Annotated in this window: 4 protein-coding genes; all 4 read right to left on the reverse strand. The window is 66.5% G+C overall.

What is annotated here, in order from left to right; all coding sequences use genetic code 11:
• Positions 1-100: 100 nt before the first annotated feature.
• The 4 genes from AC1DZ6_RS22530 to cyoE all read right to left on the reverse strand — a co-directional run bounded on the left by AC1DZ6_RS22530 (position 101) and on the right by cyoE (position 2916).
• On the reverse strand, positions 101-976 hold the full coding sequence (locus AC1DZ6_RS22530) for a cytochrome c oxidase subunit 3 (RefSeq protein ID WP_477099349.1): 876 nt from the start codon (positions 974-976) through the stop codon (positions 101-103).
• A 71-nt stretch (positions 977-1047) separates the two neighbouring features.
• Positions 1048-1686 carry a cytochrome c oxidase assembly protein gene (locus AC1DZ6_RS22535; protein WP_477099352.1) on the reverse strand — a complete coding sequence of 213 codons (639 nt, stop codon included), beginning with the start codon at positions 1684-1686 and terminating at the stop codon, positions 1048-1050.
• A gap of 49 nt (positions 1687-1735) precedes the next feature.
• Complete coding sequence (locus AC1DZ6_RS22540; RefSeq protein ID WP_477099350.1) at positions 1736-1879, reverse strand: hypothetical protein; 144 nt, start codon at positions 1877-1879, stop codon at positions 1736-1738.
• On the reverse strand, positions 1876-2916 hold the full coding sequence (cyoE, locus tag AC1DZ6_RS22545) for a heme o synthase (protein ID WP_477099351.1): 1041 nt from the start codon (positions 2914-2916) through the stop codon (positions 1876-1878). The genes AC1DZ6_RS22540 and cyoE overlap by 4 nt, the downstream gene beginning before the upstream one ends.
• Positions 2917-2972 lie beyond the last annotated feature (56 nt).

The following is a 2972-nucleotide window of genomic DNA, read 5'->3' on the forward strand; positions in this document are numbered from 1 at the left end:
GCCAGGTAGGGGTTCACGTGAGCCATTGGGAGGGGGTCCCCGAAAAGCAAAAAGGCCCGGAACACCGCTTGGCGTTCCGGGCCCTCTCGAAGCGGATGATCTAGTGCGGCGAAGCGCCGAAGATCACGTAGACGAAGGCGAACAGGAACAGCCAGACCACGTCCACGAAGTGCCAGTACCAGGCGGCGGCTTCGAAGCCGAAGTGCTGCTTGGGGGTGAAGGCGCCGTTCATCAGCCGGATGAGGCAGACGATCAGGAACAGGGTGCCGACGAACACGTGGAAGCCGTGGAAGCCGGTGGCCAGGAAGAAGGTCGACCCGTAGAGGCCCGAATTGGCGGCCGCTTCCGAGTAGAACAGGTGCTCGTGGTTGATGTGGCTGTACTCGTAGATCTGGATCGTCGTGAACAGCGCGCCGAGCAGGATGGTCAGGATCAGGCCCCACTTGGCGCCCTTGCGGTCGCCTTGCTGCAGGGCGTGGTGCGACCAGGTGATGGTCGTGCCCGACAGCAGCAGGGTCAGGGTGTTGACCAGCGGCAGGTGCCAGGGCGAGACGGCCTCGACGCCGGCCGGGGGCCAGGTGGCCCAGGCGGCGCGGACTTCCTCGATGCCCGACAGGGTGCGGTGATGGTGGAACAGGGCCATCTCGAAGAAGATCCAGAACCACGCMACGAAGAACATCACTTCCGAAGCGATGAACAGCACCATGCCGTAGCGCAGGCCGATCGAGACGACGGGGGTGTGGTCGCCGGCGTTGGCTTCCTTCACCACGTCGCGCCACCAGCCGAACATCGTGTAGAGCACGCCGGCGAAACCGGTCGCGAACAGCCACCACTGGCCCTTCTCGATGCCGAAGACGCCGCCCTTGATCCAGGCGATCAGGCCGATGGCCATCAGCGTGGCCGACAGCGACCCGACGAACGGCCAGGGGCTGGGGGGCAGAATGTGATAGTCGTGTTTAACGGCGCCGTGGGCCATGTGCGTGCTAACCCTTTAATCCCTCGAAGCGCGCCAGCCAGTTCCCCCGCCGACGCGCTATGTGTTGAACGCTATAGCGCCCCCGACGGCTTGCCGCCAAGGGGTTGAACGATACGCGGCGTCGTCGCCGCCTGTTTGGTCCCGGCCGCGTCAGGAACCGCCGGGAAGAACGTGTAGGAAAGCGTGATCTCCGACTTGCCCTTGGTCTCCGGATCGGTCGCGAAACCGGGGTCGACGAAGTAGACCACCGGGAACTCGACCGTCTGGCCGGGCTCGATCGTCTGGCTGGAGAAGCAGAAGCACTCCAGCTTCTGGAAATACGGCCCGGCCTGCTCGGGGACGACGTTGTACATCGCCCGGCCGGTCAGCGGCTTGTCGCTGGTGTTGGTGACCTTGAAGAAGGCCAGGCCGGTGTCGCCGATGCGGATGTCCTGGCTGACCTGCATGGCCTGGAAGTCCCAGGGCAGATTGCGGACATTGGCGTCGAATCGGATCTCGACCTTGCGGTCCAGCACCTGGGTCGGCTTGGCCACGGCCTTGCGCACCGTGCCGTCGAAACCGGTGGCCTGGCAGAACATCTTGTACAGCGGCACGGCGGCGTAGGCCGCGCCGACCATGCCGAAGAAGGCCACGCCGCAGATCATCGCCACCTTCAGGTGGCCGCGCCCCTTGGGCCGAGGTCCGACGCCGACCAGGTTGTCGGCTTCGATCTTCGCCCGGTCTTCAGGAGAAAGGATGGCTTCCGGCGACAGGTCGTCCTTAGAAGTGGGGCCCAACATTGCCTCCCAGCTTCACGACGGTGACCACGAACACCAGGATGACGAACGCCGCCAGGCCCAGGCCCAGGGCGATGTTGCGGCCGCCGCGCGCCTTGGCGGCGGGATCCATGTCCTTGCGGCTCATAGCGGCAGCTCCAGCACTTTAAGGCCCAGCACCGCCTCGGCCAGCAGGGCGGCGAACAGGGCGAACAGATAGAGGATCGAGAAGGCGAACAGGTTGCGCGCGTGCCGGGCGTCACCGACCGGCTTGCCGCGCTTGGCTTCAGTTTCGCCGACCTCGTAGAGGTCGCGGTCGGCGGGGCGCGGGTCGGCGGCGTCGCCGGCCGTGCTGGCGAACACCCGCCAGGCCAGGGTCAGGAACACCAGGCCGCCCAGGCCCGAGACCGCCAGATAAAGCCAGCCGCCAAGGCCGGTGAACACCGGGGCCAGGCAGACCGGGATCAGGGCCAGGGTGTAGAGCAGGACCTGCTTGCGGGTTTCCTTGGCGCCCTTGACCACGGGCAGCATCGGCACGCCGGCCTTGGCGTAGTCGGTGCTGATGTACAGCGACAGGGCCCAGAAGTGCGGCGGGGTCCACAGGAAGATGATCAGCACCATCAGCCAGGCGTTCAGCGGCGCGTGGCCCGTGGCCGCCGCCCAGCCGATGGCCGGGGGCAAGGCGCCGGCCAGACCGCCGATGACGATGTTCTGGGCGGTCCAGCGCTTCAGCCACATGGTGTAGACCACCGCGTAGAACACGATGGTGAAGGCCAGCAGGCCGGCGGCCAGCCAGTTGATCGCCATGCCCATCAGCATCACCGACAGCAGGCTCAGCACCACGCCCAGGGTGGCGGCTTCCTCGCCCTTGACCAGGCCCATCGGCACGGGACGGCCGCGCGTGCGGCGCATCTTGGCGTCGATGTCGGCGTCGTACCACATGTTCAGCGCGCCCGAGGCCCCGGCCCCGACGGCGATGCAGAACACCGCCACCGCGCCCAGCAGCGGATGGATGGGCGTGCGGGCGGCCAGCAGGCCCGTGAGCGCCGTAAAGACCACGAGCGACATCACCCGCGGCTTCATCAGCTGGAAATAGTCCTGCCAACGGGCGTGGCGGACCGCGGGGGTCGCCTCGTCTTCGGGGGTCAGGACATCTCCAGGAGTGAGGACGGGAGAACGGGCCATTTTACTTAAGGGTCTTCAGGTCTTGATGGGCGAAGGGCGCGGGCTGGATTCTCATC

This window comes from Caulobacter sp. P1_B12_2, from assembly GCF_056406675.1.

Coding starts and splice junctions, on each gene's coding strand:
- cyoE (WP_477099351.1), bottom strand. CDS start 2,916: ATGGCCCGTTCTCCCGTCCTCACTCCTGGAGATGTCCTGACCCCCGAA.
- AC1DZ6_RS22540 (WP_477099350.1), bottom strand. CDS start 1,879: ATGAGCCGCAAGGACATGGATCCCGCCGCCAAGGCGCGCGGCGGCCGC.